Origin of the sequence: Actinomadura formosensis NBRC 14204 (assembly GCF_001552155.1) — a bacterium.
GTDB classification, from domain to species: Bacteria; Actinomycetota; Actinomycetes; order Streptosporangiales; family Streptosporangiaceae; genus Spirillospora; species Spirillospora formosensis.
Window position 1 is genome coordinate 1 of record NZ_BCQQ01000109.1, and the last position, 24,093, is coordinate 24,093.

22 protein-coding genes and 1 riboswitch are annotated in these 24,093 nt (G+C 73.4%); of the genes, 11 read left to right on the forward strand and 11 right to left on the reverse strand.

Annotated features, from left to right (window positions below):
- Window positions 1-30: 30 nt before the first annotated feature.
- Window positions 31-1,470: an MFS transporter gene (locus AF1_RS24370; protein ID WP_084263287.1), complete on the reverse strand. Its 1,440-nt coding sequence runs from the start codon at window positions 1,468-1,470 to the stop codon at window positions 31-33.
- A gap of 102 nt (window positions 1,471-1,572) precedes the next feature.
- Here AF1_RS24370 and AF1_RS24375 point away from each other — a divergent pair, with 102 nt between their 5' ends.
- Window positions 1,573-2,481, forward strand: a complete 909-nt coding sequence (locus tag AF1_RS24375) for a helix-turn-helix transcriptional regulator (RefSeq protein ID WP_242608997.1) — start codon at window positions 1,573-1,575, stop codon at window positions 2,479-2,481.
- Window positions 2,482-2,502: 21 nt separating this feature from the next.
- Here the strand turns inward: AF1_RS24375 and AF1_RS35980 are convergent, their stop codons facing one another.
- Both AF1_RS35980 and mgrA read right to left on the reverse strand, forming a co-directional pair.
- The gene (locus tag AF1_RS35980; RefSeq protein ID WP_067803793.1) at window positions 2,503-2,877 is read right to left on the reverse strand and encodes a DUF6343 family protein; all 375 of its coding nucleotides are present in this window, start codon (window positions 2,875-2,877) and stop codon (window positions 2,503-2,505) included.
- A 128-nt stretch (window positions 2,878-3,005) separates the two neighbouring features.
- Window positions 3,006-4,031, reverse strand: coding sequence for an L-glyceraldehyde 3-phosphate reductase (gene mgrA, locus AF1_RS24385; RefSeq protein WP_067803796.1), 1,026 nt, complete (start codon window positions 4,029-4,031; stop codon window positions 3,006-3,008).
- A gap of 119 nt (window positions 4,032-4,150) precedes the next feature.
- On the opposite strand from mgrA, the gene paaZ reads away from it, so the two are divergent.
- Window positions 4,151-6,190, forward strand: a complete 2,040-nt coding sequence (gene paaZ / locus AF1_RS24390) for a phenylacetic acid degradation bifunctional protein PaaZ (protein ID WP_067803799.1) — start codon at window positions 4,151-4,153, stop codon at window positions 6,188-6,190.
- A 20-nt stretch (window positions 6,191-6,210) separates the two neighbouring features.
- Window positions 6,211-7,185, forward strand: coding sequence for an ornithine cyclodeaminase family protein (locus AF1_RS24395; RefSeq protein ID WP_084263289.1), 975 nt, complete (start codon window positions 6,211-6,213; stop codon window positions 7,183-7,185).
- 6 nt (window positions 7,186-7,191) lie between these two features.
- On the opposite strand, the gene AF1_RS24400 is transcribed toward AF1_RS24395, so the two are convergent.
- Complete coding sequence (locus AF1_RS24400; protein ID WP_067803804.1) at window positions 7,192-8,571, reverse strand: NADP-dependent succinic semialdehyde dehydrogenase; 1,380 nt, start codon at window positions 8,569-8,571, stop codon at window positions 7,192-7,194.
- A gap of 195 nt (window positions 8,572-8,766) precedes the next feature.
- Between AF1_RS24400 and pgi the strand changes: the two genes are divergently transcribed.
- Window positions 8,767-10,449: a glucose-6-phosphate isomerase gene (gene pgi, locus AF1_RS24405; protein ID WP_067803807.1), complete on the forward strand. Its 1,683-nt coding sequence runs from the start codon at window positions 8,767-8,769 to the stop codon at window positions 10,447-10,449.
- A 51-nt stretch (window positions 10,450-10,500) separates the two neighbouring features.
- On the opposite strand, the gene AF1_RS24410 is transcribed toward pgi, so the two are convergent.
- Window positions 10,501-10,758, reverse strand: a complete 258-nt coding sequence (locus AF1_RS24410; RefSeq protein ID WP_067803810.1) for an EF-hand domain-containing protein — start codon at window positions 10,756-10,758, stop codon at window positions 10,501-10,503.
- A gap of 97 nt (window positions 10,759-10,855) precedes the next feature.
- Window positions 10,856-11,311 carry an SIS domain-containing protein gene (locus tag AF1_RS24415; protein ID WP_242608996.1) on the reverse strand — a complete coding sequence of 152 codons (456 nt, stop codon included), beginning with the start codon at window positions 11,309-11,311 and terminating at the stop codon, window positions 10,856-10,858.
- Between the two features lie 16 nt (window positions 11,312-11,327).
- Here AF1_RS24415 and AF1_RS24420 point away from each other — a divergent pair, with 16 nt between their 5' ends.
- Both AF1_RS24420 and AF1_RS24425 read left to right on the forward strand, forming a co-directional pair.
- Window positions 11,328-12,455: a hypothetical protein gene (locus AF1_RS24420; protein ID WP_067803817.1), complete on the forward strand. Its 1,128-nt coding sequence runs from the start codon at window positions 11,328-11,330 to the stop codon at window positions 12,453-12,455.
- 68 nt (window positions 12,456-12,523) lie between these two features.
- Window positions 12,524-13,639 carry a carbohydrate kinase family protein gene (locus AF1_RS24425; RefSeq protein ID WP_067803819.1) on the forward strand — a complete coding sequence of 372 codons (1,116 nt, stop codon included), beginning with the start codon at window positions 12,524-12,526 and terminating at the stop codon, window positions 13,637-13,639.
- 6 nt (window positions 13,640-13,645) lie between these two features.
- Here AF1_RS24425 and AF1_RS24430 read toward each other — a convergent pair whose 3' ends face one another.
- Window positions 13,646-14,596 (reverse strand): AraC family transcriptional regulator, encoded by a 951-nt coding sequence (locus AF1_RS24430; RefSeq protein ID WP_067803821.1) that lies wholly within the window; start codon window positions 14,594-14,596, stop codon window positions 13,646-13,648.
- Window positions 14,597-14,748: 152 nt separating this feature from the next.
- Here AF1_RS24430 and AF1_RS24435 point away from each other — a divergent pair, with 152 nt between their 5' ends.
- Both AF1_RS24435 and AF1_RS24440 read left to right on the forward strand, forming a co-directional pair.
- On the forward strand, window positions 14,749-15,252 hold the full coding sequence (locus AF1_RS24435) for an anthrone oxygenase family protein (RefSeq protein ID WP_067803825.1): 504 nt from the start codon (window positions 14,749-14,751) through the stop codon (window positions 15,250-15,252).
- A gap of 38 nt (window positions 15,253-15,290) precedes the next feature.
- Window positions 15,291-16,127, forward strand: a complete 837-nt coding sequence (locus AF1_RS24440) for a metallophosphoesterase family protein (RefSeq protein WP_067803828.1) — start codon at window positions 15,291-15,293, stop codon at window positions 16,125-16,127.
- Window position 16,128: 1 nt separating this feature from the next.
- On the opposite strand, the gene AF1_RS36555 is transcribed toward AF1_RS24440, so the two are convergent.
- Window positions 16,129-16,707, reverse strand: a complete 579-nt coding sequence (locus AF1_RS36555) for a TetR/AcrR family transcriptional regulator (protein WP_207394188.1) — start codon at window positions 16,705-16,707, stop codon at window positions 16,129-16,131.
- Between the two features lie 162 nt (window positions 16,708-16,869).
- The gene (gene thiC, locus AF1_RS24450; protein WP_067803831.1) at window positions 16,870-18,642 is read right to left on the reverse strand and encodes a phosphomethylpyrimidine synthase ThiC; all 1,773 of its coding nucleotides are present in this window, start codon (window positions 18,640-18,642) and stop codon (window positions 16,870-16,872) included.
- Window positions 18,638-18,751: riboswitch (TPP riboswitch) on the reverse strand. It overlaps the preceding gene by 5 nt.
- An 89-nt stretch (window positions 18,752-18,840) precedes the next feature.
- Here thiC and tsaA point away from each other — a divergent pair.
- A complete protein-coding gene (gene tsaA / locus AF1_RS24455; protein WP_067803834.1) occupies window positions 18,841-19,263 on the forward strand; it encodes a tRNA (N6-threonylcarbamoyladenosine(37)-N6)-methyltransferase TrmO in 423 nt (140 codons plus the stop codon).
- A gap of 34 nt (window positions 19,264-19,297) precedes the next feature.
- Here tsaA and AF1_RS24460 read toward each other — a convergent pair whose 3' ends face one another.
- Window positions 19,298-19,819, reverse strand: a complete 522-nt coding sequence (locus AF1_RS24460; RefSeq protein ID WP_067803837.1) for an NUDIX hydrolase — start codon at window positions 19,817-19,819, stop codon at window positions 19,298-19,300.
- 80 nt (window positions 19,820-19,899) lie between these two features.
- On the opposite strand from AF1_RS24460, the gene AF1_RS24465 reads away from it, so the two are divergent.
- Both AF1_RS24465 and AF1_RS24470 read left to right on the forward strand, forming a co-directional pair.
- Complete coding sequence (locus AF1_RS24465) at window positions 19,900-20,601, forward strand: CDP-alcohol phosphatidyltransferase family protein (RefSeq protein ID WP_306451867.1); 702 nt, start codon at window positions 19,900-19,902, stop codon at window positions 20,599-20,601.
- On the forward strand, window positions 20,598-23,096 hold the full coding sequence (locus tag AF1_RS24470; RefSeq protein WP_067803842.1) for a mannose-1-phosphate guanyltransferase: 2,499 nt from the start codon (window positions 20,598-20,600) through the stop codon (window positions 23,094-23,096). The genes AF1_RS24465 and AF1_RS24470 overlap by 4 nt, the downstream gene beginning before the upstream one ends.
- A gap of 22 nt (window positions 23,097-23,118) precedes the next feature.
- On the opposite strand, the gene AF1_RS24475 is transcribed toward AF1_RS24470, so the two are convergent.
- Window positions 23,119-24,093 (reverse strand): aminotransferase class I/II-fold pyridoxal phosphate-dependent enzyme (locus AF1_RS24475; protein ID WP_067803844.1); only part of this gene is annotated, 975 nt, incomplete at its 5' end.

Here is a 24,093-nt window from a genome sequence, read left to right on the forward strand (position 1 = left end):
CCGGGCGCGGCCGGCGGGGCACTTGCGCGGTCAGGCCCGCGCCGGGGTCCGGCCGCGGGCCAGGAACAGGGCGCACGCGGCGCCGGCCAGGGTCGCGGCGGCGAGCGCCCAGCCGGTGCCGTACTCGGCGTGCCGGGTCGAGCCGCCGGACTCGGCGGCGGTCAGGAACAGCGTGCCGATGGTCGCGATGCCGATCACCTGTGCGAGCTGCATCAGCGTGAGCAGCAGGCCGCTGGCGTCGGCGGCGTCCCCGAGGGGGACGTGCCGCAGCGCGACCGTCATGATGATCGGCATCACGCCGAGGCCGGCCCCGATGACCACGGTGAGCGCCTCGTAGGCCGGGCCGCCGCCGGCGAGCGGGCCGATGCACAGGTAGCCGGCCGCCGCGAGCGCGAAACCCGCCGGGATCACCCAGCGTTGCCAGCGGTCGGGCAGCCGCTGCCAGTTCAGCCCGACCAGCGCGAACGCCATCACGCACGGCACGAACGCGAGGCCCGACCGCAGCGGCGACATCCCCAGATCGCCCTGCAGGTGCAGGGTGGTGGTGAACAGGAACGCGCCCCAGCTGCACGGCCCGAACACGATCGCCACGCAGGCCGGGACGAGCAGCGGCGCGCGCAGTACCCGCGCCGAGATCAGCGGGCGCCCGCCGGCGGCGCCGGCGCGGCGCTCCACGGCGACGAAGGCCGCCATGAACACCGCGCTCGCGGCCAGCGCCCCCCAGCCCCACAGCGGCCACCCCAGCTCGTGGCCCATGATCAGCGGGACGACGAACAGCAGCACCGCCGGCGCCAGCGTCAGCACGCCCCGCGCGTCCAGCCGGCCGCGGAGGTTCCCCGCGCCGGACGCGACCTTGTCCCGGGGCAGCACGCGCGGGCCGGCGAGCAGCAGGGCCACGCCGATCGGCACGTTGACGAGGAAGACCGTCCGCCAACCGGTGCCGAACAGGTCCGCGCTGACCAGCAGGCCCCCGGCCGCCTGCCCGACGACGACGCCGCCCGCGACCACGGCGGAGTAGAGGCCGAGCGCCCGCGCCCGGGCCTCACCGGTGAAGTCCCGCTGGATCATCGACATCACCTGCGGCGTCAGCAGCGCCGCCGCCGTGCCCTGCAGGAACCGGAACAGCACCAGCGTGCCGGTGGACGGCGCCAGCCCGCACGCCAGCGATGTCACCACGAAGCCGGCGAGGCCGAGATGGAACATGCGGCGGTGGCCGGAGAGGGCGCCGAGCCGCGCGCCGGTAATGAGGAGAACGGCGTAGGAGATGATGTAGCCGGCCACGACGAGCTGCAGCCCCGCCCCCGAGGCGTGCAGGTCCGCGCGCATCGTCGGCAGCGCGACGTTGACGATGCTCACGTCGAGGATGGCCATGAACTGGCCGAGCAGGATGACGGCGAGCGCGAGGCCGCCGGACCCGTTCCGCGACCCCCGTTCGGGAACAGTCCCACGCAGATCGGTTGTCTGTGTCATGGGGTCAAGCGTGCAGCGACACCGGTACCCGTAACGAGAGCCTGCTGATACTGGTACTGACAGCACCTGGAACACATCGCCGACCGGAGGCAGGCTGGGGACGTGACGACGACCAGTGCGGAGAACACCACCACCGGCGGGCCGCTCGCGCGCCCGCGGACCGGGCCGCGCCGCCGCACCGAACTGGCGGCGTTCCTGCGCAGCAGGCGCGAGCGGATCACGCCCGAGGACGTGGGGATGGCGCCCGGGCCGCGGCGCCGCACGCCCGGCCTGCGCCGCGAGGAGGTCGCGCAGCTCGCCGGGGTCGGTGTCACCTGGTACACGTGGCTGGAGCAGGGGCGCCCGATCAACGCGAGCACGCAGGTGCTGGACGCGGTGGCCCGCACGCTCAGGCTGGACGGCGCCGAACGCCAGCACCTGTACCGGCTCGCCGACGTCCCCGACGGCACGGCCGGCGAGGAGGCCGGAAGCCTGCCCGAGGACGTCCGGGCGGTCCTGGACGCGCTCGTGCCGATGCCCGCCTCGGTGGTCAACGGCCGCTCCGACATCCTCGCCTGGAACGCCGCCTTCGCGGCGATCTTCCCGCACGTCATGACCGCGCGCCCGTGCGAGCGGAACTCGATGTGGATGGCGTTCACGCTGCCGCCGTGCTGCAACCCGATCGCGAACCTCGCGGAGACGGGGCCCCTGCTCGTCGCGACGTTCCGGCACCGCTACAGCCGCCACCTGGACGAGCCGGGCTGGAAGGAGATCGTCCAGCGGCTGCAGGCGGTCAGCCCGGAGTTCGCGCGGCTGTGGGCGTCGCACGACGTCGCGCTGCCGCAGTCGGGCACCAAGGTGTTCCGGCACCATGCCGCCGGGGAGATCCGGACCCGGACCATGAGCTTCGACATCTCCGCCTCGCCGGGCGCGCGGCTCATCACCTGCACCCCCACCGACGAGGAGAGCCGCGAGCGGGTCGCCTGGCTGCTCGCCCATCCGGAGGCCGCCGCCACCGACCACCGCCACTGACGGCCGAGCCCCCCGGGGCGCTCAGGAGCGGGCGCGCCTGGCGATGACGACCAGGTCGATCGCGGCGATGACGGCGACGGCCGCGCAGATGGCCGCCGCCGCCAAGGCCCCGTCGCCCCGCACGCCGACCGCGAACACGATCGCGGCGGCCGCCGCCGCGACCAGCGCGATCCCGGACAGGATCGCCCGCAGCCGCAGCGGGCTGCGGGCGTTCAGCGGCTCGCTGCCGCGCGGCTGCTCGTGCGGGTAGGGCCCGTGCGAGCCCGGCCCGTGCCACCCGGGCCCGTACGGCTCGGAACCGCGCCGCCCGGTGTCCCGCCTGTCAGGCCGGTGCCCGTCGGGCTCGTGCCGGTCGGGTCCGCGCCCGTCGGGTCCGCGCCGGTCGGGGGTGCCCATCACGTCACCTCGCGCGCCGGTGACCGTGCCGGCGGCATCGGCGTGTGCTCGCCGGACGCGGCGTTCCGCGGCGTCATCTCGTCCATGTGCTGCTCGTGCCCGGCCGTGCCGCGTCGATGCGCGGATGATCAGTCCGTGCTGGAGTCCGCCCAGATGTTGATGCCCGCCTCCACGGCGTCCCGGTCGATCGCGGCCAGCTCGTCCGCGGTGAAGCCGAGCCGGTCGAGGGCCGCGATGTTCTCCTCCAGCTGCGCGACGCTGCTCGCGCCGATCAGCGCGGAGGTGACCCGGCGGTCCCGCAGCGACCAGGCCAGCGCGAGCTGGGCGAGCGACTGGCCCCGCTCCTTGGCGATCTCGTTGAGGGCCCGGACGTGCCGCAGGTTCTGCTCGGTGAGCAGGCTGGAGGAGAACGACGTGTCCCTGCCGGCCCGCGACCCTTCCGGAATCCCGCCGAGGTACTTGCCGGTGAGCATGCCCTGCGCGAGCGGCGAGAACGCGATGCAGCCGGCGCCCTCCCGGCCGAGCGTGTCGAGGAGCCCGTTTTCGATCCAGCGGTTGAGCATCGAGTAGGACGGCTGGTGGATCAGCAGCGGCGTCCCCATCTCCCGCAGGATCGCGGCCGCCTCCGCGGTGCGCTCCGGGGAGTACGACGAGATCCCCGCGTACAGGGCCTTCCCGGACCGGACGGCCCGGTCCAGCGCGCCCATCGTCTCCTCCAGCGGCGTCTCCGGGTCGAAACGGTGGCTGTAGAAGATGTCGACGTACTCGACGCCCATCCGGCGCAGCGACTGGTCGAGGCTGGCCAGCAGGTACTTCCGGGAGCCCCAGTTCCCGTACGGGCCGGCCCACATGTCATATCCGGCCTTGGTGGAGATGATGATCTCGTCCCGGTACGGCGCGAGGTCCTCCTGCAGGATCCGGCCGAAGTTGATCTCCGCGGACCCGTACGGCGGCCCGTAGTTGTTCGCCAGGTCGAAGTGCGTGACGCCGAGGTCGAACGCGCGCCGCAGGATGGCCCGCTGGACGTCCAGCGGACGGTCGTCCCCGAAGTTGTGCCACAGCCCCAGCGAGATCGCGGGGAGCAGCAGCCCGCTGCGCCCGCACCGCCGGTAGGGAATCCGCTCGTACCGTTCACTGTCCGCCGCATAAGTCATGTTCAGGAGTATTTCAGGACATGCTGGGGACCTCGCCGACCCGGCCGTCATGTCCGCGGGGCGTGAGCGAGGCCCGAAGATGGCAGGAGGACTCACGAGACAGGGACGAGGAGCTTCCGATGGTCGTGCTGCGCAGTTATGTGTCGGGTTCATGGCGTGCTCCGGAGGACGGGGGGGCGCCGCTGCATGACGCCGTCACGGGGGAGGAGATCGCCCGGATCTCCTCGGCGGGGATCGACCTGGGCGCCGCCCTGCGCTACGGGCGGGCGGTCGGCGGCCCGGTGCTGCGGGAACTGACGTTCCACCAGCGTGCGGCGCTGCTGAAGGCGCTCGCCTCCCACCTCAGAGAGCATCGCGAGGAGCTGTACGCGCTGTCGGCCCGGACGGGCGCGACGCTGAACGATGCGAAGTTCGACGTGGACGGCGGCATCGGGGTGCTGTTCGGCTATGCGGGCAAGGGGAAGCGGGAACTGCCGAACGACCGGGTGCTGATCGAGGGGGACGTCGAGCCGCTCGGCAAGGGCGGGACGTTCGTCGGGCAGCACCTGTGCACGCCGTCGCGCGGTGTCGCGGTGCAGATCAACGCGTTCAACTTCCCGGTGTGGGGCCCGCTGGAGAAGCTCGCGCCCGCGTTCCTCGCCGGGGTGCCGAGCCTGATCAAGCCGGCGAGCCAGACCGCGTACCTGACCGCGCGGCTGGTCGAGCTGATCGTCGAGTCCGGGATCCTGCCGGAGGGGACGGTGCAGATGGTGTGCGGGGAACCCCGCGACCTGCTCGACCACCTCACCGAGCAGGACATCGTCGGGTTCACCGGGTCGGCGTCCACGGCCCGGCTGCTGCGCATCCACCCGGTGGTCGCCGGCAACGCGGTGCGGTTCAACGCCGAGGCCGACTCGCTGAACTGCTCGATCCTCGGGCCGGACGCCGCGCCGGGCACGCGGGAGTTCGACCTCTACGTCAGCCAGCTCGTCACGGAGATGACCGTGAAGGCGGGCCAGAAATGCACCGCGATCCGGCGCGCGCTCGTCCCCGCGGCGCTCATCGACGACGTCGCCGAGGCCGTCCGCGGCCGGCTGGCGGAGGTCACGGTCGGGAACCCGTCCGACCCGGACGTCCGGATGGGCGCCCTCGCCACCCTCGACCAGCGTGCGGAGGTGCGGCGCTCCCTCAAGGCGCTCAGGGACGCCGGCCGTGTCGTCTTCGGCGACCCCGAGCACGTCGAGGTCATCGGCGCCGACGCCGAGCGCGGCGCCTTCATGTCCCCGATCCTGCTGCGCGCCGACGACGCGAACCGCGCCGAGCCGCACGAGGTCGAGGCGTTCGGGCCGGTCAGCACGCTGCTCCCGTACGAGGGCGCCGAGCAGGCCGTCGAGCTCGCCGTGCGCGGACGCGGCAGCCTCGCCGGGTCGGTCGTGACCGGCGACACCGGCTTCGCCCGGCACATCGTCCTCGGCACCGCGCCCTGGCACGGGCGCCTCCTCGTGCTGAACTCCGAGGACGCCGGGGAGTCGACCGGGCACGGGTCGCCGCTGCCGTCGCTCGTCCACGGAGGTCCCGGACGCGCCGGCGGCGGTGAGGAGATGGGCGGAATCCGCGGGGTCGTGCACCACATGCGCCGCACGGCCGTCCAGTCCGGGCCCGCGACGCTCACCTCGATCACCGGACGCTGGGTCCCCGGCACCGACCGCACCGTCACCCGCGAGCACCCGTTCCGCAAGTACCTGGAGGACCTGCGCGTCGGCGACACCGCCGTCGGCGGCCCCCGCACGGTCACCCTCGACGACATCGAGCACTTCGCGGGGTTCACCGGCGACACCTTCTACGCCCACATGGACGAGGAGTCGGCGAGGGCGAACCCGTTCTTCGGCGGCCGCGTCGCCCACGGCTACCTGGTCGTCTCGTTCGCGGCGGGGTTGTTCGTCGAGCCGTCCCCGGGGCCCGTCCTGGCGAACTACGGGCTGGAGAGGCTGCGGTTCCTCACGCCGGTCAAGCCGGGCGACGAGCTGACCGTCACCCTCACCGCCAAGCAGATCACGCCCCGTGAGGACGCGGACTACGGTGAGGTCCGCTGGGACACCGACGTCACGAACCAGGAGGGGGCCTCGGTCGCCAAGTACGACGTGCTGACGCTGGTGGCCAAACGGCCGAGGCACGACTGACCCTTTGCGAGAATCTCCCCATGGCCGATGTCCTGCTGCTTTCCGCGGCCGACGTGCGCGCGGTGTTCGACCTTCCGGCGGCGATCGCCTCGCAGCGCGCCGCGTTCGGCGCGCTCGGCCGCGGGGAGGCACGGCTCGCGCCCCGGGTGCTGCTGGACGGCCCGGACGGCGACGTCGCGTTCTGCTACGTCTCCCGGCTGCCCGGCACCGGTGCCGTCTCCAAGTTCGGCAGCGTCAATCCCGGCAACGCGGCGCGCGGGCTGCCGACCGTGGCCGCGCTCGTGACCGTCCAGGACCCGGTCGACGGGCGGCCCGTCGCGATCATCGAAGGCGAGGCCGTCACGACGCTGCGCACGTCGGCGGCGAGCGCGGTCGCCGCCGACCATCTGGCGGTGCCGGACGCGTCCCGGCTCGCGGTGATCGGGTGCGGCGTGCAGGGGCGCGCCCACGTCCGGGCGATGGCGGCGGTGCGTCCCATCGGCCGGGTGCGCCTGGTGTGCCGCCACCCGGACACGTGCACCGCCGCCGGGCTCTCGGACGAGCTGGGGATTCCGGTCGAGCACGCGGCGTCCGTCCGGCGGGCCGTCGAGGACGCGCAGCTCGTCGTCACCGCCACCACCAGCACCGAACCGGTCGTCCTCGGCGCGTGGCCGCCCCCCGGCTGCACGGTCCTGAGCGTCGGCTCCTTCGCCCCGGACCGGACGGAGGTGGACGGCGGCGTCCTCGCCCGCGCCGCCGCCGTCGTCGTGGACGACGTGCCGACGGCGCTCGATCATGCCGGGCCGGTCGTGGCCGCCGTCCGCGCCGGGCGCCTGAGCCCCGGCGACGTGCGCCCCCTCGGACCCATCGTCGCGGGCCTGGCCCCCGGCCGGGACGGCGCCGGCGACATCGTCTTCTACAACAGCGTCGGCGTCGGCGTGCAGGACACGGCGGCGGCCTCCGTCATCGTCGAACGCGCCCGCGCGGCCGGCGTCGGCCGGCACGTGGACCTGTGACGCGGATCAGCCGACCCACACCGCCTTGGTGTTGCAGAACGCGCGCAGGCCGTCCGCCGACAGCTCGCGCCCGTACCCGGACCGCTTCACCCCGCCGAACGGCAGCTCCGGATACGACGTGGTCTTCCCGTTGACGAAGACCTGGCCGGCGTCCAGTTCCCGGACGAACCGCTCCCGCTCGATGTCGTCCCGCGTCCAGGCGTTGGAGCCGAGGCCGAAGCCCGTCGCGTTCGCGAGCTCGACCGCCTCGCAGACCCCGCGGACGCGGAACAGCGACGCGACCGGCCCGAACACCTCCTCGTGGTACATCCGCATCTCGGGTGTCACCCCGCCGAGCACGGTCGGCGGGTAGAACCAGCCCGGCCCGTCCGGGCGCCGCCCGCCGCACAGCACCGTCGCGCCCTTCGCCACCGCGTCGGCGACCAGCTCCTCGACCTCGGCGCGTCCCCGCTCGCTGACCAGGGGGCCGACGTCGGTGGCGTCGTCCATCGGGTCCCCGACCCGCTGCGCGCGCATGTGCCCGACGAACAGCCGCTCGAACTCGTCGGCGCAGCCGATGTCGACGATGAACCGCTTCGCCGAGATGCAGCTCTGCCCGTTGTTGAGGCACCGCGACTCCGCCGCCGTCCGCGCCGCCGCCCCGATGTCGGCGGACGGCATCACCACGAACGGGTCGCTGCCGCCGAGCTCCAGCACGGTCGGCTTGATCTCGTCGCCGGCGATCGACGCGACGGACCGCCCGGCGGGCTCGCTGCCGGTCAGCGTCGCGGCCTTCACCCGCGGGTCGCGCAGCACCCGCTCGACCTCGGCCGAGCCGATCAGCAGCGTCTGGAACGCGCCTTCGGGGAACCCGGCGCGGCGGAACAGGTCCTCCAGGAACAGCGCCGTCTGCGGGACGTTCGAGGAGTGCTTCAGCAGCCCCACGTTGCCCGCCATCAGCCCCGGCGCCGCGAACCGGATCACCTGCCAGAGCGGGAAGTTCCACGGCATCACCGCCAGCACCGGGCCGAGCGGCTGATAGCGGACATAGGCGTTGGACGCCCCCACGTCGGCCGGGTCGGCGGGCCGCCGGTCGGCCAGGAACCCCGCCGCGTGCTCGGCGTAGAACCGGCAGGCCGTGGCGCACTTGCGCGCCTCCGCGACGGCGGCCTTCAGCGTCTTGCCCATCTCCGTCGTCAGCATCGCGCCGATCCGCTCGGCCTCCCGGTCGAGGATGCCGGCCGCCGCGTTCATCCACTCCGCCCTCCGCTCCACCCGCGTCGTCCGGTAGGAGGCGAACGTCTCGGCCGCCCGCGCGATGCGCCGGTCGATCTCCTCGCCGGTCAGCGCGTCGAAGGTCTTCTCGACCCGCCCCGTCGTGGGATTGGTCGTGGCGATCGGTGTCATGTCGGGATACTCCCTGGATATCCGGCCTGTTGCCCGGGAGGTTCCCGCGCGCCCCCGCAGGAAACGCCGCTCGGGGCCGGGCGGCCGCCTGCGCGGCGGGGGGACGGCCTGATACGGTCACGCGCGGTCGACCTATGATCGCCGGGGGACGGCGCCCGGGGGATTCGGCGCCTCCCGCGAGGAGATGAGAGAGGCATGGCAGATATCACCGAGTCGCCCGAATGGTCCGCGCTGGCCGAGCATCACGCGACGCTCGCCGGGCGGCATCTGCGCGAGCTGTTCGCGGACGATCCGGGCCGCGTCGACCGCATGACGGTGACCGCCGGGGACCTCCACCTGGACTACTCCAAGCACCGGGTCACGAGCGAGACGATGACGCTGCTCGTGGCGCTCGCCGAGCGGGCCGGGCTGCGCGCCCGGATCGAGGCGATGTTCACCGGGGAGCACATCAACGTCAGCGAGGACCGCGCCGTCCTGCACACCGCGCTGCGCCTCCCGCCCGGTGAGGCCCTGACCGTGGACGGGCAGGACGTCGCCGGCGACGTGCACGCCGTCCTCGACAAGATGGCCGATTTCGCCGCCCGCGTCCGCTCGGGGGAGTGGACGGGCTTCACCGGCAAGCGCATCACCACCGTCGTCAACATCGGCATCGGCGGCTCGGACCTCGGCCCCGCCATGGCCTACGAGGCACTCCAGGACTTCGCGGTTCTCCCCGGCGGAGCGGCTCCGGACGGCCGGCCCGGCGCGGGCGTCTCCTGCAGGTTCGTCTCCAACATCGATCCCGCCGACATCCTCGGCAAGCTCGCCGGGCTCGACCCCGAGCAGACCCTCTTCGTCATCAGCTCCAAGACGTTCGGGACGCTGGAGACCCTCACCAACGCCAAGGTCGCGCGGCGGTGGCTCACCGAGCGGCTCGGCGACGACAAGGCCGTCTCCCGGCACTTCGTCGCCGTCTCGACGAACGCCGAGCGGGTCGCCGGCTTCGGCATCGACCCCGCCAACATGTTCGGCTTCTGGGACTGGGTCGGCGGGCGGTACTCCTTCGACGGCGCCATCGGCCTGTCCCTGATGATCGCGATCGGCGGCGAGGCGTTCCGCGAGATGCTCGCCGGGTTCCGCGAAATCGACGAACACTTCCGCGGTGCGCCCTTCGAGGCGAACATGCCCGTGCTGATGGGGCTGCTCGGCGTCTGGTACACCGACTTCTTCGGCGCGCAGACCCGGGCCGTGCTGCCCTACAGCCAGCGGCTGTCGCGCTTCCCCGCCTACCTCCAGCAGCTCACGATGGAGTCCAACGGCAAGTCGGTGCGGGCCGACGGCGCGCCCGTCGTCGCGCAGACCGGCGAGATCTTCTGGGGCGAGCCCGGCACCAACGGCCAGCACGCCTTCTACCAGCTGCTGCACCAGGGCACCCGGCTCGTCCCGGCCGACTTCATCGGCTTCGCCGAGCCGTTCGAGGACCCGGCCGTGGACGGGGCGGCCGGCATGCACGACCTGCTGATCGCGAACATGCTCGCGCAGACCTCGGCGCTCGCGTTCGGCAAGACCGCCGAGGAGATCGCCGCCGAGGGCACGCCCGCCGCGCTCGTCCCGCACAAGGTCATGCCGGGCAACCGCCCGACCAGCACGATCCTCGTGCCGAAGCTCACCCCGAAGACCCTCGGCTCGCTCGTCGCGCTCTACGAGCACATCGTGTTCGTCGAGGGGACGATCTGGGGCATCGACTCCTTCGACCAGTGGGGCGTCGAACTCGGCAAGGTCATGGCGATGGACCTCGCGCCCGCGCTCACCTCGCCGGAGCCGCCGTCCGGGGCGCCCGACCCGTCCACGGCCGCACTCGTCCGCCGGTACCGGGAGCTGCGCGGCCGCCGGGTCTGACCCGCGCACGAGAAAGGGCCCGCCGGCCGCGCCGGCGGGCCCGCCCGCCGATCAGGCGCGGGCGCCCGGCAAGGGCCCCTCGGCCCAGCCCTGGGACTTCAGGATCGCGCGGAACTCCTCGTAGGAGATGAACCCGTCGAGGTTGCCGTCCGCCCGCTCGAACCTGTCCTGGGTCTCGGCACGCGTCCAGGCGAGCCCGAGCTCGTCGAGCACGAGCGTGAACTCCATCAGGTCGAGCTTCTGGTCGCCGCCGAGGTCCGCACGCGTGAACAGCGCAAGAAGGTCGTCCTCGGTCGGTCGTGTCGTCATCTCGCTCCTCGTTCCGTCTGAATGTAGCCACGCATCATGTCACAGGGAGCGAGCCGGACCCTATGCAAAACGCCGCAGGAAGACCCCCGTTCCCCGGCTATTCATCCCCGGTCAGTTCGGGGACGCGGTGCCGGTAGCGGGCCAGCAGCGCGGCGTTCCCCTCGTCGCCGCCGGGGACGTTCGCGCTCGTCCAGCGCGGCAGGTCCACGCCGCGCGCCGCCGCGAGGTCGTCGAGGTCGGCCAGTACCCGCGCCCACGCGTACGCGGCGAGGACGGTGGACACCGCCGCGGTGCGCGGCGCCGCCGGATGCAGCACGTCGCCGGGCGGGACGCGGGTGTCCAGCACGATCTCGGCGTGGTCGGCCAGCGTCGTCCGCGTCCGCGCCGCCGCGCCCTGCGACGCCCGCGCCGAGGTCACCGCGATGACCGGCACGCCCCGCGCCGCGCACTCCGCCGCGACCTCGACCGGATACGGGTTGCGGCCGCTGGTGGAGAACACCACCGCCACGTCGGGCGGGGCCGGCGCCGCCCGGCCGGCCACGGCGCGCCCCACCCCCGCCTCCCGCTCCATGCGGGTGCTGCGCACCGCGTCGTCGAGCGGGAGGCCGGACGGCGACGGCCCGGGAAGCCCCTACAACGTCGACGTCTACGACAACGACGGCGCCTATTTCGCCGCGATGGGCGGCCCGGCGTTCCGCGAGCAGCTCACCAAGATGAAGATGTTCCGCAAGTCGTTCACGTTCGGCAAGCGCGGCTGGCTCACCGCCGAGCTCGCCGCCCGTGACCACGACGGCGACGGCAGGCCGGACCGGCCGCCGGCGCTCACCTCCCGCGAGGGCGTCGCGCACCTGGAGGAGCCGAGCCATCAGGCGGGCGTCGTCTTCGGCGGGCGGCGGGGCGGCTCCTGGGACTACCCGGACGGCCGGATCAACGGTTACTCGCCCGCGGGCTGCAAGACCAACTTCCCGTGGGCCTCGGGCGGCGACTTCGCCAGGCCGGAGTGCGAGTGGGCGGACGTCCGCACCGACTCCAACGGCTTCTACTACATGTCGATCATGGACTACCGGCAGGTGGCGCCGCACAACAACGTCTTCGTCCACGGCCACCGGAAGGTCGCCATGGACGGCTACAACCGGTACAAGTACCGGGGCTCCGGCCTGCTGTACTGCAACCCGGCCACCGGCAAGTACGAACCGTACTCCGCCGGGACGGGCAACGGCGTCAACGCGATCTTCATGACCGACGACCGCCGGTATGCGGCGATGCCGGGCACCGAGTACCTGATGGAGAGCGAGTGCGGCCTCAAGAAGGGCGGCGCGATCGTCTCGACGGTCGACCTGCGGCCCGAACTGCTGCCGTCGGAGCCTTACACGTTCGCGGTCGAGCGGCGCGGCGGCGCGTACACGATGGAGATGTCCGGAGTGTTCGCGCACGCCGGCCGCGCCACCTTCCGGTACACCCGCGCGTTCGTGCAGGACGGTGAGCCGATCTGGCACTACAACCAGCGGCCGGAGGAGTACGACGGCCGGTTCAACGCCGACTGGAAGTGGGAGGGCCGCGGCGGGACGCTCATCGACCGCGACACCTGGCCCGCCGGATCCGGCTACCCGGACCGGTTCATGATCGGTGATCCGCACATGAACTTCTACGAGGGAAGTGCCCAGGTGGACGACATCCGCCTGTACGTTCCGAGGTAGCAACCGGATATCGAAGGCGCGGGCCCGGAGCCCATGGCGATGTGCCCGCGCCTTGCCTTGGGGGCTTCGTGACTCAGCAGACCGCGCCCGGCCGGGCGCCCCAGCCGTCCGTCGCCGACCCCTGCGCCGAGCGGGGGCCGGCGGGGGAGCGGCTGCGCGGGGATGGTGCGGGCCCGCCGCTCGATGTGTTCCTGTCCGGCCGGGTCTTCATGGACATGATCTTCACGGGGCTGCCCGGGCCGCCGCAGCCCGGCGCCGAGATCGCCGCCGGCGGGCTCGGCTCGGCGCCGGGCGGCGCGGCCAACATCGCGGTCGCGATGAGCCGGCTCGGCCTGCGGGTCGGCCTCGCGGCGCCGTTCGGCGACGACATGTTCGGCGCCTACCTGTGGCGGACGCTCGCCGAGCAGGAGGGCATCGACCTCGGGCCGTCGCGGCGGGTGCCGGGCTGGTCCACGCCGGTGACGGTGTCGATGGCCTACGACTCCGACCGCAGCATGGTGACGTTCGCGCAGCCCGACCCGTGCCCGCCGGGCGACCTCGGCGGGCCGCCGCCGGCCGCGCGGGCGTGCTTCGTGGACGTCGACCGCCCCGTGCCGCCGTGGGCGGCGGGGATGCGCGAGCGCGGCGCGCTGGTATTCGGCGACCTCGGCTGGGACCAGACCGGCGCCTGGCCGGCCGAGGTCCTCAACCGGCTCGCGCACGTGGACGTGTTCCTCCCGAACGCCGCCGAGGCGATGTCCTACACCCGCACGCGGACCCCGGCGGACGCCGCCGAGGCGCTCGCCGAGCGGGTGCCGCTGGTGGTGGTCAAGCGCGGCGGTGACGGCGCCATCGCGCTGGACGCGGCGACGGGGGAGCGGGCCGAGGTCGCCGCACTGCCCGTCGAGGCGGTCGACCCGACCGGCGCGGGCGATGTGTTCTCCGCCGGGTTCGTGTTCGCCACCCTCGCGGGACTGCCGCTCGCCGAGCGGCTCCGGTTCGCGAACCTGTGCGCCGGGCTGTCGGTGCGGCACCTCAGCGGCTCGCTCGGCTCGCCCTGCTGGGGGGACATCGCCGCGTTCGGCGAGTCCGGGGAGGTGCCCGAATCCGTCCTGGCGGAGTACGCGTTCGTGGTCCCGTTCATCCCGGACACCGCCGGTGACCCGGTCGTCCGCGCCGAGCCCACCCTGCGGGGAAAGCGCTGACCGTGGCTACGGCGCGGGGTACGGCTCCGGGACGGCGCGGTACTCCTGCGGGCTGACGCCGTGCTCGCGCTTGAACGCCGTGCTCAACGCGAACGCGGTGGCGTAGCCGACCCGGCGCGCCACCGCGTCCAGCGTCGCGTCGCTCTCGCGCAGCAGGTCGGCGGCCTGCGCGAGCCGGACGCCGGTCAGGTACGCCATGGGCGGCTCGCCGACCAGTTTCGTGAACCGCTGCGCGAGCGCCGCGCGGGACGCCCCGACCCGGGCCGCCAGCCCGGCGACGGTCCACGGGTGCGCCGGGTCGGCGTGCAGCAGCCGCAGCGCCGGGCCGACGACCGGGTCGCCGTGGGCGCGGTACCAGCCGGGCGCCTCGGCGTCCGGGCGGGCGAACCAGGCGCGCAGCGTCTGGATGAGCAGCAGGTCGAGCAGCCGGTCGAGGACGACCTCCTGGCCGGGCTCGTCCCGGCCGATCTCGTCGGCGAGGACGCCGGCGAGCGGCGACCGGAGGGCGTCGCCGGGCACGACCGCGATCGGCGGCAGCGCGGCCAGCAGCCGCCGGGTGACGGCGCCGCGCATCGGATAGGTGCCGATCAGCATGACCGCCGGCCCGTCCGGGGCGTTGCCCCAGGCCCGGACGCCGAGGGCCATCTCCCGCGACAGGCTCGTCCCGTCCGGGGCGGTGCAGACCTGCCCGGGGTGGACGACGACCCGCGGCTCGGTCGCCGGGTCGTCGCTGACCGTGTACGGGTCCGGCCCCCGGAAGATCACCATGTCGCCCGGGCGGGCGCGCCGCGGCTCCCCGTCGTCCGGGATGAGCCACGCGTCGTCCCCGACCATGGACATCAGGGTCAGCGGCGCCTCGTCCTGGATCCGGATCGACCAGGGCGGGGCGAGGGTGGAGCGGAGCAGGAACGCCCCCCGGGCGCGCGGACCGTCGAGGAGGTCGGCCAGAGCGTCCATGCGGCAAGCGTAGACGCTCGCGTATGCGGGCGAGCGCCTCGGCGATGTCCGCCGGGACCGCCCGCCGGTTGACTCGGGGACATGACGAACACCGTGATCGAGACGGAAACCGCCGCGACCGGCAGCTGGAACACCTGATCGGAAGAGCCTCCATGAAATTCTCCTTCGCCGCCGTGTCGGCGGTCCTGTCCATCGTCATGGCGGCCGGAATGGCCGGGACGTTCTTCGGCTTCTCGTCCGGCGTGATGCCGGGCCTGAACGCGGCGAAGCCGGGCTCGGCGATCGACGCCATGCAGGGCGTCAACCAGAAGATCCAGAATCCGGTCTTCATCGCCGCGTTCCTGCTGGTGCCGGTGCTGGCGATCGCGGCGGGAGCACTGCTGCTCTCCCTCGGCCGCAAGCCCGCGGCCGCCCTCTTCTTCGCCGCCGCCGCGGTGTACCTCGCCGGCGCGCTCCTCCCGAGCTTCGCGGTGAACATCCCGATGAACGAGAGCCTGGACCGCGTCGCGGTTCCGGGTGACCCGGCCGAGGCGGCACGGATCTGGTCGGACTACGCGGGCCGCTGGACGGCCTGGAACACCGTCCGCGCCCTCGCCTCCTGGGCGAGCCTCCTCGCGATGAGCCTCGGCCTCTACCTCTGGGGCGCCGACACCTGACCGGCCGCCGCCGCGGGGACGGGGCTTACGATCACGGGATGGGCGGTGTCTACGCAATCAGCGACCTGCACGTGGGCTTCCCGGAGAACCGCGCGTTCGTCGAGGGGCTGCGACCGGCCGCCGGCGGCGACTGGCTGATCGTCGCCGGCGACGTAGCCGAGCGGTTCTCCGACGTGGAGTGGGCGCTCCGCACGCTGCGCGAGCGGTTCGCGACCGTGATCTGGACGCCGGGCAACCACGAGCTGTGGACCGTGAAGGACGACCCGGTGCGGCTGCGCGGCGAGGCCCGCTACCGCGGGCTCGTCGACATGTGCCGCGCCGCGGGCGTCCTGACCCCGGAGGACCCGTATCCGGTGTGGGAGGGCGACGGCGGCCCCGTGACGATCGCGCCCCTGTTCGTCCTGTACGACTACACGTTCCGGCCCGAGGGGACGTCCACCAAGGAAGAGGCCCTGGCGGTCGCGCACGAGGCGGGCGTCGTGTGCACCGACGAGGTCTATCTTCACCCGGACCCGCACCCTTCACGGGACGCCTGGTGCGATGCCCGCGTCACCTACACCGAGGCGCGGCTGGCCGCCTTGGAGCCGGGGACGCGGACCGTGCTCGTCAACCACTGGCCGCTCGTCCGCGAGCCCACCCGCGTCCTGTGGTACCCGGAGTTCGCGCAGTGGTGCGGCACCGAGCGCACCGCCGACTGGCACGACCGGTTCGGGGCGGCGTCGGTCGTCTACGGGCACCTGCACATTCCCCGGACGATCTGGACCGGCGGCGTCCCGCACATCGAGGTGTCGGTCGGCTATCCCCGCGAATGGCGCAAACGGGGAGGGGCGCCGCGCGGGCCGCGCCGTGTCCTGCCCGTCCCGGAGACGGGCTGACCTACCGCCTGCCCGGCACCATTCCGGCGGCGGCGAGCGACAGCAGCCGGCCCGCGGCCTCCGGTTCCCGCTCGGTGACCGCCGCGATCGCGCCGGTCAGCCACAGGACGTCGGTGAACGCCGCGTCCGCGGGCGCGTCCCCGGACCGCTGCGCGCGGGCGAACAGCGCCTCGCCCGCCTCGCACATCGCCCGGCGGGACGGCTCGGGCCGCTCGTCGCGCAGCGACACCACCGCCGAGGCCGCCATGCCGCGGAACACCGTCACCTGTGAGATGAACGCCCGCAGCCACGTCATCAGCGCCTCGCCGGGGGCGGGGGAGAGCAGCAGGTCGCGGGCCGCCGCGGCGAGCTCGGCGTAGACGTCCGCGAGCAGCGCCTCCAGGAGGTGCTGGCGGGTCGGGAAGTGGCGGTAGAGCGTCCCGATGCCGACGCCGGCGAGCCGGGCGACGCCCTCCAGGGACGCATCGGCCCCGTCGCGCTGGAACGTCTCGCGGGCCGCGGCGAGCAGCCGCGCGCGATTGCGGCGCACGTCGGCGCGCACCGCACGGGCGGGGGCCTTCGGCGTGTCGTCGCTGGTCACGTGGGTCGTCGGTCCTTTCCCGGCGGGGCTGGGGTCTGCGGCGGTACGAGGAAATCCGCGGCTTTGGAACGGTCCCTCGATACTATCCGCGCCGACAGCCCCGGCCCGCGCCGGGATGCGCGGGTCCGCCGCGGACGCCACCGCGGCGGACCCGCGCGGCCGTCAGGAGCCGGACGGGGAAAGCGGCAGGTAGACCTGCCCGCCCGCGGCCTTGAACTCCTCGGCCTTCTCCCGCATCCCGGCGGTGAGGGCCTCGCCGGCGGCCAGCCCGCGCTCGTCGGCGTACCGCCGGACGTCCCGGGTGATCTTCATCGAGCAGAAGTGCGGGCCGCACATCGAGCAGAAGTGCGCGGTCTTCGCCGGCGCCGCCGGCAGCGTCGCGTCATGGAACGCGCGGGCCGTGTCCGGGTCGAGGGACAGGTTGAACTGGTCCTCCCACCGGAAGTCGAACCGCGCGTCCGACAGCGCGTCGTCCCACGCCTGCGCCCCCGGATGCCCCTTCGCCAGATCGGCGGCATGCGCGGCGATCTTGTAGGCGATCACGCCGGCCTTGACGTCGTCGCGGTCCGGCAGCCCGAGATGCTCCTTCGGCGTGACGTAGCAGAGCATCGCGGTCCCGTACCAGCCGATCATCGCGGCGCCGATCGCCGAGGTGATGTGGTCGTAGCCGGGCGCGATGTCGGTCGTCAGCGGCCCGAGCGTGTAGAACGGCGCCCCGTCGCACCACTCCTGCTGCAGGTCGACGTTCTCCTTGATCTTGTGCATCGGGACGTGGCCCGGCCCCTCGTTCATCACCTGGTTGCCGTACTCGGCCGCGATCTTCGTCAGCTCGCCCTGCGTGCGCAGCTCGGCGAACTGCGCCTCGTCGTTGGCGTCCGCGATCGAGCCGGGGCGCAGGCCGTCCCCGAGCGACCAGGTGATGTCGTAGGCGGCGAAGATCTCGCACAGCTCCCGGAAACGGGTGTAGAGAAAGTTCTCCTTGTGGTGCGCCAGGCACCACGCGGCCATGATCGACCCGCCCCGCGACACGATCCCGGTCTTGCGCCGCGCCGTCAGCGGCACGTACGGCAGCAGGACGCCGGCGTGCACGGTCATGTAGTCCACGCCCTGCTCGGCCTGCTCGATCACCGTGTCGCGGAAGACCTCGTAGGTCAGCTCCGCCGGATCACCGCCGACCTTCTCCACCGCCTGGTACAGCGGGACGGTCCCGACCGGCACCGGCGAGTTCCGCAGGATCCACTCCCGTGTCGTGTGGATGTCCCTGCCGGTCGACAGGTCCATGATCGTGTCGGCGCCCCACCGGGTCGCCCACGTCATCTTCTCGACCTCGTCCTCGATCGACGACGCCACCGCCGAGTTGCCGATGTTGGCGTTCACCTTGACGAGGAAGTTCCGGCCGATGACCATCGGCTCGATCTCCGGGTGGTTGACGTTCGCGGGCAGCACCGCCCGCCCCGCCGCCAGCTCGTCGCGGACGAACTCCGGCGGCACGCCCTCCCGCAGCGCGGCGAACTCCATCTCCGGCGTGATCTCCCCGCGCGCCGCGTAGGCGCGCTGTGTCACCGCGCCCCCGGTCGCCCGCCGGGGCCGGCGCGGCGGGAAATGCTCGCGGGCCCCCTGCGAGGTGCCGCCCTGCGCACCCCCCGCAGGAGCGGTCCGGGCGGGTGACGGCCGCCGCCCGTCGTCCTCGGGCCGCACGGCCCGCCCGTCGTACGGGGCCGTGTCGCCGCGCTCGGCGATCCACGCCTCCCGCAGCGCGGGCAGCCCCCTGCGGACGTCGGTGTCCTGCTCCGGATCGGTATACGGCCCCGACGTGTCGTACAGGACGACGACGTCCCCGTTGGTCAGCGGCACCTCCCGCATCGGAACCCGGATGTCCGGGCGCGAACCCTGAAGGTAGGTCTTGCGGGCGGCTGGAACCACACGTTCTGTCATGACGACTCGATCTCTCCCTACGCCGGCATTACCCGGTCAGGTTCATGCGGTCAGCGGCCGTCCCAGCCGCTATCTCAGCCCGGTTCGCCGGGCCCCCGCGATCTGTCGTGCCCGACGCTAACCCGGCACACCCCGGTTGCCGCAACCGCCGATCATGGGATAGAACGCGCCCGCGCGACGGCCTGAGAGGATCACCTCATGTCCGACCTTCACCAAGAGTTCACGCTGACCCCGGTGGGGTATGTCTCCTCGCCGCTGACCGACCGGGCGTCCGCGCCCAAGCAGGGAACGGAGGGCGCCCCCGAGGCGTGGCTGGTCTTCGAGCCGGACGTCCTCCCGGCGCTGGAGGGCCTGCGCGCGGGCGACCGGATCTTCGTGCTGACCTGGCTGCACCGGTCGGCCCGCGACGTCCTGCGCGTCCACCCGCGCGACGACGCGCGGGCTCCGCTGCGCGGCGTGTTCGCGACCCGGTCCCCGGACCGCCCGAACCCGATCGGCCTGCACCCGGTCGAGGTCCTGCAGGTCACCGGCCACCGCGTCCGCGTCCGCGACCTGGAGGCCCTGGACGGCACCCCCGTCCTGGACGTGAAGCCGATCCTCGCCCGCGAGCCGGGCACGTGACGCCGGGCGGCCGCGCCCGGGCCCGCGGGCGCCGTCAGCCCACCGCGGCAAGGTAGAGCAGACCCGCCAGGGTGGACGCCGAGCCGATCTCCCCGCGCGCCGCGAGCGCGGGGACCGATGCCAGCGGCACCCACTCGATCCGCTCGGCCTCCACGTCGGCCGGCTCGCCGACGCGCTCGGCGCCGTCCGCCCGGTAGATGTGATGGATGCCATCGTGAACACCCGGTGAGGGCCGTACGTCGAGCAGGTGCCGCAGCGTCCCGGCGCGGTATCCGGTCTCCTCGATCAGCTCCCGCGCGGCCGCCTCGGCGGGATCTTCGCCCGGTTCGACCCGCCCGCCGGGAATCTCCCAACCCCATTGGCCGGTGATGAACCGGTGCCGCCAGATCAGCAGGACCCGGCCGTCCCCGTCGACCGCCGCGACGCCCGCGGCGGGCCGCACCCGCAGGAGGTGGTGGTCGAACCGGCGTCCGTCCGGCAGTTCGACATCGGCCAGCCTCACGCTCATCCAGGGGCTGTCGTAGACCGACCTCTCCCCGTGCACCGTCCAACGCATGGACGGACGCTATCGGGGTCTTTCGAACCCTTACCGGTAGGGTCAGGATCTAGGGGGAGCTGGGGGAGGCGAACGCGTCGGTGAGCACAGTGCAGGAGGCCCCGCAGGACCGGATCTTCACGGTGCCCAACATGCTCAGCATGGCACGGCTCGTGGGTGTCCCGCTGTTCCTTTGGCTCATTCTGGTGGAGGCGGACTGGTGGGCGCTCGGCGTGCTGGTGTTCGCCGGCCTGTCCGACTGGCTGGACGGGAAGCTGGCGCGGGCGCTGAACCAGACCAGCAGGCTCGGCGTGGTGCTCGACCCGGCCGCCGACCGCCTCTACATCCTGGCCACGCTCGTCGGGCTCACCATCCGTGACGTCATCCCGCTGTGGCTGGTGCTGCTGCTGGTCGCCCGCGAGTTCGCGATCCTGCCGATAGCGCCGATCATCCGGAGGCTGGGGTACGCCGGCACGCTTCCCGTCCATTTCATCGGGAAGGCGGGCACCATGTGCCTGCTGTACGCCTTCCCGCTGCTGCTGCTGGGCGACCATGACGGCGGTGCGGCGACGGTGGCGAAGGTCATCGGATGGTCCTTCGCCATCTGGGGAACGGGCCTGTACTGGTGGGCGGCCGTCCTCTACTGGACGCAGACGCGGCAACTGGTGCTGGCCGGCCGCGGCTCGTCCCCGGCCCCCGAGCCGGTACCGGGGGCGGGGCCGGCACGAGAGCCGGACGGCCGGGGCGTCCCGCGCGCGGAACCGCCGGCCGGCGACCAGAAGGGAGCTGAGACCCCCCGATGAAGGCCGTCGTGATGGCGGGTGGCGAGGGGACGCGGCTGCGTCCGATGACCGCCAACCAGCCCAAGCCGCTGCTGCCGCTGGTCAACCGGCCGATCATGGAGCATGTGCTCCGGCTGCTGAAGAAGCACGGGTTCACCGAGACGGTCGTCACCGTCCAGTTCCTGGCCGCGCTGATCCGCAACTACTTCGGCGACGGCGAGGAACTCGGCATGTCGCTCAGCTACGCGACGGAGGAGATCCCGCTCGGTACGGCCGGCAGCGTCAAGAACGCCGAGGAGGCGCTGCGCGACGAGCGGTTCCTCGTCATCTCCGGGGACGCGCTCACCGACATCGACCTCACCGACATGGTGCGGTTCCACAAGGAGAACGACGCGCTCGTCACCATCGGGCTCAAGCGGGTCCCCAACCCGCTGGAGTTCGGCATCATCATCGTGGACGACGAGGGCCGCGTGCAGCGGTTCCTGGAGAAGCCCACCTGGGGCCAGGTCTTCTCCGACACCGTCAACACCGGCATCTACGTGATGGAACCGGAGGTCCTCGAACACGTCGCCGAGGGCGAGCCGGTCGACTGGTCCGGTGATGTGTTCCCCAAGCTGCTTTCCGAAGGCGCCCGCCTGTTCGGGTACGTGGCCGACTGCTACTGGGAGGACGTCGGCACCCACGAGAGCTACTTCAAGGCCCAGGCGGACATGCTGTCCGGTCAGGTCGGCATCGACCTGGGCGGGTTCGAGATGTCCCCGGGCGTGTGGGTCGCCGAAGGCGCCGAAGTGGACGCCGAGGCCGTCCTCAAGGGCCCCCTCTACATCGGCGACTACGCGAAGGTCGAGGCGGGCGTCGAACTGCGCGAGTTCACCGTCCTGGGCAGCAACGTCGTGGTGAAGGAAGGCGCTTTCCTGCACCGGGCCATCGTCCACGACAACGTGTTCGTCGCGCCGTCCACGAACCTGCGCGGCTGCGTCATCGGCAAGAACACCGACATCATGGCGGGCGCCCGCGTCGAGGAGGGCGCGGTCATCGGGGACGAGTGCGTCATCGAGGCGGAGGCGTACGTCTCCAGCGGGGTGAAGGTCTACCCGTTCAAGACGATCGAGGCCGGCGCGGTCGTCAACACCAGCGTCATCTGGGAGTCGCGCGGGCAGCGCAACCTGTTCGGGCCGCGCGGCGTGTCCGGGCTCGTCAACGTGGAGATCACGCCGGAGCTGGCGGTCCGGCTCGCCAGCGCCTACGCGACGACGCTGAAGAAGGGCTCGACGGTCGTCACCGGACGCGACGTCTCCCGCGCCGCCCGCACCCTCAAACGCGCGGTGAACAGCGCCCTGACCGCCAGCGCCATCAACGTCAACGACCTGGAGGCGACACCGCTGACCGTCACCCGGTTCGAGACCGGGCGGGAGGACGCCGCCGGCGGCATCTACATCCGCACCACGCTCGGCGACCCCCAGGGCGTCGACATCCTGTTCCTCGACCCGGGCGGCGCCGACCTGTCGCTGGCGGCGCAGCGCAAGCTGGAGCGCGTCTTCGGCCGCCAGGAGTACCGGCGCGCGTTCCCCGGCGAGATCGCCGAGCTGACCTACCCGCCGCGCGTCGTGGAGAGCTACACCCGCGACCTGCTGCGCCGCGTCGACATGCGGGGCGTCCGCGAGGCCGAGCTGAAGATCGTCCTGGACTGTGCGGGCGGCGTCGCCTCGCTCGTCCTGCCGAACCTGCTCGGCAAGGTCGGCGTGGAGGTCCTCACCCGCAACGCCGGGCTGGACGAGGCCAACCCGACCGAGACGCTCGCCGAGCGGATGCGCGACCTGGAGCGGCTCGGCGTCCTCGTCTCGTCGGCGCGGGCCGCGTTCGGCGTCCGGTTCGATCCGGTGGGGGAGCGGATCTCCCTGGTCGACGAGAACGGCGAGCTGGTCGGCGACGAGCGGGCCCTGCTGGTGATGCTCGACCTGGTCGCGGCGGAGCGGCGCGGCGGCAAGGTGGCGCTGCCGGTGACGACGACGCGGGTCGCCGAGCAGGTGTGCCGGTTCCACGGCGTGCAGGTCGAGTGGACCTCCACCTCCCAGGACGTCCTGACCAAGGCCGCCGCGCAGCCCAGCGTGATCTTCGCGGGGGACGGCCGGGGCGGCTTCCTGATGCCCGAGTTCAGCGGCACCGTGGACGGGATCGCGGCGTTCGTCCGGCTCGTCGGGCTCGTGGCGCGGACGCGGCTGACGCTGTCGCAGATCGACCGCCGCATCCCCGCGGCGCATCTGCTGCGCCGTTCCGTCCCGACGCCCTGGGCGGCCAAGGGCAGCGTCATGCGGCACGTCGTCGAGGCCGCCGGGGTGCGCACGATCGACACCACCGACGGCGTCCGCGTGGTCGAGGACGACGGACGCTGGACCCTCGTCCTGCCCGACCCGGCCGAGGCGGTCACGCACCTGTGGGCCGAGGGGCTGGACGCGGACGCCGCCCAGGCGCTGCTGGAGGAATGGGCCGCCGTCGTCGAGCGCGCGGGCACCTGAACGCCCGCGGCGCGGCGCCGGGTCAGTCGACGGGGAAGTCGTCGGGGCCGCCCGCGGCGATCTCGGCGAGGACGTCCAGCGCGTGCGCCAGGGTGTCCCGCGGCGGTGAGGCGAGGCCGATGCGGACCGCGCGGGGGGCGGCGCCCGTCCCGGCGACGAACGCGGCGGCGGGCGTGACGGCGATCCCGCGCCGCGCGGCCGCCGCCACGAACGTCTCCGCCCGCCACCGCGGCGGCAGGTCCCACCAGCAGAAGTAGGAGCACGGGCCGGACCGGACGGCGGCGCCCGCGAGACGTTCGGCGACGATCCGCCGCCGGGCGGCGGCGTCCGCGCGTTTGGCGCGCGTCACCGCCTCGACCGTGCCGTCGGCCATCCACCCGGTCGCCGCCTCCAGCGCGAAGCGCGAGGGGCCCCACGCGCCCGACCGCAGCGCGGCGGCCACCCGCCCGGCCAGCGGCGCGGGCGGGACGGCGAACCCGAGGGTCAGGCCGGGCGCGAGCCGCTTGGACAGGCTGTCGACCAGCACGGTGCGCCGCCCGGCCAGGGCCGCCAGCGGTTCCGGCCCGTCCGCGCGCAGGAACGCCCAGACGCGGTCCTCGATCGCGTGGAGGCCGAGCCGCTCCAGGGCGGCGGCGAGTTCCGCGCGGCGCCGCTCCGGCATCGTCGTCCCCAGCGGGTTGTGCAGCGTCGGCTGGACGTAGAGGGCGCCGAGCGGGGCGGCGCGGTGCGCGGCGGCGAGGGCGTCGGGGCGCAGCCCGTGCTCGTCGGCCGGGATCGGGACGAGCGTGACGCCGAGCCGCGCCGCGATGCCCTTGATCACCGGATAGGTCAGTGCCTCGACGGCGAGCCGGCCGCCCGGCGGGACGAGCGCGGCCACGGCGCCCGCGAGCGCCTGCCGGCCGTTGCCGGCGAACAGGATCCGGGACGGCTCGGGGGCCAGGCCGGGCGTGGCCAGCAGCGCCGCCGCGGCCTCGCGGGCGGCGGGGGTGCCCGCGAC